The organism is Bacillus sp. JJ864, assembly GCF_036963045.1.
In the GTDB taxonomy this organism is placed as follows: Bacteria; Bacillota; Bacilli; order Bacillales; family Bacillaceae_G; genus Bacillus_A; species Bacillus_A pseudomycoides_C.
The window spans coordinates 1-5,430 of the sequence record NZ_JBALLY010000178.1 but is presented as its reverse complement, the minus strand read 5'-3'; the positions used below and the strand labels follow the sequence as shown (position 1 = coordinate 5,430).

3 protein-coding genes and 1 pseudogene are annotated in these 5,430 nt (G+C 33.5%); 1 reads left to right on the top strand and 3 read right to left on the bottom strand.

What is annotated here, in order from left to right:
* Positions 1-188, bottom strand: a pseudogene (locus V7024_RS24485) (Tn3 family transposase); the annotation flags it as partial.
* Positions 189-388: 200 nt separating this feature from the next.
* Between V7024_RS24485 and V7024_RS21805 the strand changes: the two are divergent.
* Positions 389-2,605, top strand: coding sequence for an N-acetylmuramoyl-L-alanine amidase family protein (locus V7024_RS21805; protein ID WP_335523846.1), 2,217 nt, complete (start codon positions 389-391; stop codon positions 2,603-2,605).
* A gap of 797 nt (positions 2,606-3,402) precedes the next feature.
* On the opposite strand, the gene V7024_RS21800 is transcribed toward V7024_RS21805, so the two are convergent.
* Both V7024_RS21800 and V7024_RS21795 read right to left on the bottom strand, forming a co-directional pair.
* Positions 3,403-3,990, bottom strand: coding sequence for a recombinase family protein (locus V7024_RS21800; protein WP_335523844.1), 588 nt, complete (start codon positions 3,988-3,990; stop codon positions 3,403-3,405).
* 387 nt (positions 3,991-4,377) lie between these two features.
* Positions 4,378-5,430, bottom strand: a 1,053-nt coding sequence (locus V7024_RS21795; RefSeq protein WP_335523841.1) for an IS4 family transposase, incomplete at its 5' end; no start/stop codon positions are given.

The window sequence follows — 5,430 nt, the reverse complement described above, 5'->3', positions numbered from 1 at the left end:
CAATAACTGAAATATGAGGCAATTGCTCTATGCAATTGCCTCATAAGAATAGTCAAGAATTTTTCCTAATCAATAAAAAATGCAGCTTAAGCAAGATCATATTTTGCTTCTCCTTTATTAAAAACGATATGTACATGCCTTCTGAGTTCAAGACTCTGTAACCATTCTAACACTTGTTGATACATAGTTTCTTAATATGTATTTTAATCTCCTCACATGAATATTTCATACTTTCCTTATTACAAATTAAAATCAATGAAAGACTTTTGTAACATTTACGAAAGTCTTTTGTAATAATTATGAAAGACTTTTGAAAGATGTTTAAATTAAGATGGACTCTCACACATCAATTTGAAAGTGAAAAATTTCACAAGAAGAGGAGAACAGAATGAAAAAGAAATTTAAAACAACTGGAATTGGAAAGAAGGTAATCCCTGCTACAGCGGCATTAGGAATTCTTTTTTCTATGGCACCGATTGCAGAAAATAAGGCTAGCGCAGGGATAGGTGCAGTAGTAGATATAGGTATTACTGTATTAGGTGCTGTAGCAAACACTTATGAAGCACTTGGAATAAGCCCAGGGGATCGAGACCCTGGCACTCACATTGATGTATATGCAGAAAATGAAACTTACCAGGCTCCTAGTTTTACATCTGGGGAATTTAATATTTCCATGTATCATACACAAGGTGATTTGAATTTTATTAAACAAGTTAAAGTACGCTATCCAAATGGAAAAATTGAAATTCACCAACTAAAATCTGGGCAGCAGCTTAAAATTACTGAAGCAGGTGCAATTATAGATTTAAACCCTAATGCAGCAAATGTCTCAGAACACGATCTTCTTTATATTACACAAGCACAATTAGACGAAGGAAAGACCGGAGTTGTGATAAATCAAGGCCAACATGCATTTGTAGAAAAAGCATCTGGTAAAAACCCAAGATTTCTTGGTCCACTTTACAAAAAATATTCCGGCGACTCCTTTGGCGATTGGGCGGTGATTGCTAGAAGTTCGGATTATCTATTTGATCAGATAGCAAATAAATTATCAGATAAGCAAAAACAATTGATAACATTGACTTCAAAGCCAGTATCTAAAGATGTTCTTGACAACTATGTTAATAATGATCCTAAAGCTCGTGCAGATTTTTATGATCGATTATCTGATGTATTGGCGGAGCGTACTAACGTCATAGAGACAGGTCTGCTACTGCCATACATTAGACTAAATGATGGTAAACCTTATCAAATTATCCCTTATAAAAAAGGAACGAATAAAGTAATCGTAAAAACAGGTTCAAAATACCTTTCAGGAAAAGAAGGAAACGAACTTCAATATTCCGATTCGCTTGGCGATGATGAAGTGTTTGAACTTGTTCAGGTAGAAAATAATGGAAGTGGTTCATTTCAGTTCCGTTTGATTAACAAGAATGGAGTAAGTTTAGCTGGTGATAGGCATACTTCAAAGTTCGGTACTGGTGAGCGTTTCTACTCTGAAATTCGTTTCGATGATAAAAACAGCAATGAAATTCACAATTGGTTAATAGAGTGGTATCCGGGTAAAGAAAATGAGAGACAGAAGTATGACGGAGTACAGTTTGTAGCTGATGAAAAAGATTCTACTAAATTGATTGCAAAAGATTCTTCTGGAAATGCAATAAAGAACAGTTGGGTAAACCGAGGTAATCGGTATTTCTTTGCAGATGCTGAAGGAGTTCTCATGACAGGTTGGCAAGACATTCAAGGAAAGAGGTATTACTTTGAAAAGGATACAGGATTAATCAATACAAATGGATACAACATTGACGGAAAGTATTACTATTTCAACGATGACGGTTCTGTAAAACGTTCAACATGGACGGAAGACCAAAATGGTCTACACTATTCTGATGCTTCAGGAGCAATCGTTGAAAAAGGTCTACGAGAAATCGATGGTAAAATCTATTACTTCCAAAATTGCAATGTAAATAAAAAGGAAATACGTATAGAAGATCGAGGTGTCATCCTTCACTTTTCCGATAAAGGTGTGCTTGAGAGAGTTTCTAATCTAAATGGAGAAGTTATAGACAGCGTTGTTAATGTTAAGTTTGACAACAAAATATTAACATTTAATCATGACGGTTCGATTTTTAAAATAGGGATCAACAAAAGAGAGAAAATAGTGGAATATTATAGTTTAGAAGATGGACCTCTCTATACCGGTTGGAAAATAATAGACGGTAAGAATTACTATTTCACAAATGGTCGCAATTATACGTTCAATGATTATGACAACATTGACGGAAAAAGATATTATTTCCATGAAGACGGCTCAGTTAACAAAGCAGGGTTCGAAAAAATAGATGGTAAGCTATACCACTTTGACAATAACGGCGTAGCACAAACGGGCTGGCAAACTATCGAGAATAAATATTATTACTTCGATGAAAATGGAGCAGCTAAAACAGGATGGTTCAACGTTGGTGGTGGATATAGACCTTGGCCTCTTGCATACGGATACCTTTGGTATTGTGCTAGAGAAGATGGTTCACTTTATTCAGACGGTTGGTTTAACATCGACGGTAAAGATTATCACTTTGACCAGTGGGGACATAAAATGTAAAGTAATAACATAAAAATAACAAGGGAATGCTTGTATGCTGATGTGTACTGCATTCCTTTATTCTATGTATGCCATATTTCTATATTATGCAGATGCTGATGGAGTTTTCTTGACAGATTAGCAAGAAATCGAGGGGGAAACATGCTATGAAGCTTTGAAAATTCTTTACTGTACGAAAATGAACACCATTAAAAAATAAAACATAATTAAATTTTAATAGTATCGGAGGTGTAACAAAATGAAACAACTACATATAAGATTATCACTTATACAATTAGTTCTGTTAGTACTGAACTTATTTATATTTTCTTCAGCTATGCCATTTTTGCCTTGGTTTGTTGAAAGTGTTTTGGTTGGTTAGGTATCTTAGCCATCACTCCTTTCTTGTTAATGATAGGTAGAATAATACCACAACTAAAAAAAAGCAAAAAATTTTGTATAACAAGAAAAGTGGTTCCTTTTATTGCATCTATTGTTTCGCTATATATTATGTTATCACCTACCACAGAATTATCAATTGTAATAGCTCTTATCGTTAATGGGTTAATGGCAATCATGACAATTGTATATTTGTTACAAGATTTTTATAGGATGAATAAAAATATAAGTTCATAAATTGTATTAGTTAACATCCTTAAATATCTTACTGTATAATTTTAGAATCCTATCATTTATAATTAAATAATTTGCAAGTAGGATGAGCTAATATCTATAGTTTAGCTCCTGTTGTTGTGATGAATCCCTTCAGTAAGACTGAAAGATTTTTAGATAGATAGTACTTGTTGTTAAAAGTTATCTTAATAACCATTTCGCTTTAATGTTCGATAAATAGTAGTTCTATTAACATTTAAAAAATCAGCAATTTCTTGTTTGGTTTTTCCTTGATTAAGTAACTCGAGTATCAAATCAGTTTTAGACTTATTGATTTTAGGAGTTCTTCCCAGTTTCCCTCCATTTTCTACATACTTCATACGACCAGCATGCGTTCGCTCCAGTATATAGTTCCGTTCAATGTCAGCAAATAAAGACAAGATTGTAACCATGACTTTCGTCGTCATGTCATCTTTCTTACGGGTATCAATATTATCATGAATAGCAATGACTCCAATATTATTTTTGATTAGTTTTTCATGAGTACGAATCATATCAGAAAGATTTCTACCTAAACGATCTAATTTATAGACAATAAGTGTATCACCTGAGTTTAGTTGCCCCATAAGAATTTGGAATTGTTCTCTCTCCATATTTTTTCCACTTTGCTTTTCTTCAAAAATACATTCTTCCAACAATTTAATTTGGTTAGTTTCACAATATGCAAGGATTTCTTTTTTCTGAAATGTATAGTCTTGTTGTGGAGTGGACACTCGAATATATGCGTAATTCATTTTTACTCTCCTAACGTTGCATAAATCTATCTTTCTATTTTGCTACAAATATCGTATCATTTTAGGGTTTTAATTTGCAACATAATATATGCAACGTTGTGGCGCTATATAAATCAATCCCAAGGGAAGCGTTGCATAAATGTTAATTTTTGCAACGCTTCCCTTGGATCTATTTCACCCTTAGCGTACAGGGTGTTGGCTTAAATGTGTCTAAAATGTGTCATAACGTACAATTTTCTTTTTTTGATAAGGTGACCCCATGCCCATCAACTTAAGAACAGAAACAAAATAAACTTTTGTTCAGGCAAAATAAAAAACTCTTAAAACATTTTTTCTTCTTAAAAATGAGCATGCCAAATAAACCTAAATAGGTATTATTTTTAAAGATTATGCAGTTTTCTTTTGTCTTCTAAATCTACTATACTCATAGATAACACCCATAATATCAAAGACTGTTTTCTTCTCATATCGATGAAATTTCCGCCCGTTTTTCTGTAGTAGGTGGAATAGGCGGATTAGAATCTTTGTTATTTTTTGGGTGTTTTTCTGTATAGCTTGATACAAAAGATATAAATAATCTTGGATCATCCCTATTGCTTTATATTCGCTTAATTCCCTTTTTTTCTTTTGTAAAAGAAGTTGACGCATTTTAAACATAGTAGAGGAGCACAGGAAAATAGCGATTAGCTTTCCATATAGTTGGCACTCTAATCGTTCCTGTTTTACATTACGATAATGGTTTACTTTGAAGAGTGATTTCCACGTTTTAAAGACAATCTCTATTTGCCAACGCAAAGTATATAACTCATGTACCTGTTCCATCGGAACCCATTCCCAAGGTGTGTTCGTCACATACACGTTTAATCCCGCTACCATTTTACTTTTCTCTGAGTACGTTCTATTTTGTGATTTTTCTTTTTCCGCGATTTTTGCTTGTCGTTTTTGAAGTTGCTGTTCTGTTAATCGATTAAAAATAACACGTGCAAACAGCTGTTGTTTATCACCGATATAAGCATGTTTTAATTCAAATGTTTCTCCGGGGTGTAGTTGATTTAAAATCTGTTTCACATCAATTTGTATGTATTCCGATTGTTTCTTAATTGCACCATTTTTAAAGCACTCTGGGTTTGGATTTTTCACATATACATTCGTATTCAATTTTAAACGAGAAATATAGTATGTACCTCGTTGATCCATTTGATCTAGGTCCTCCAATGAAAAATAACCCAAATCACGAATACATAGATCCCCTGGTCGTAAGGTATCTAAGCATTCCGTACCAAATGTTTTGTCATTATTTTTCCCTGGTCCAACTTGAAAGTTAAGAAATTCCCCACTATGTAGATCATATTCTAATTGAATTTTGATTCCGGCTGTTTGGGCGCATCCTCCAGAGCCTGGATATACATTTTCTAAAGCATTTGGCACTTGAAATACGGT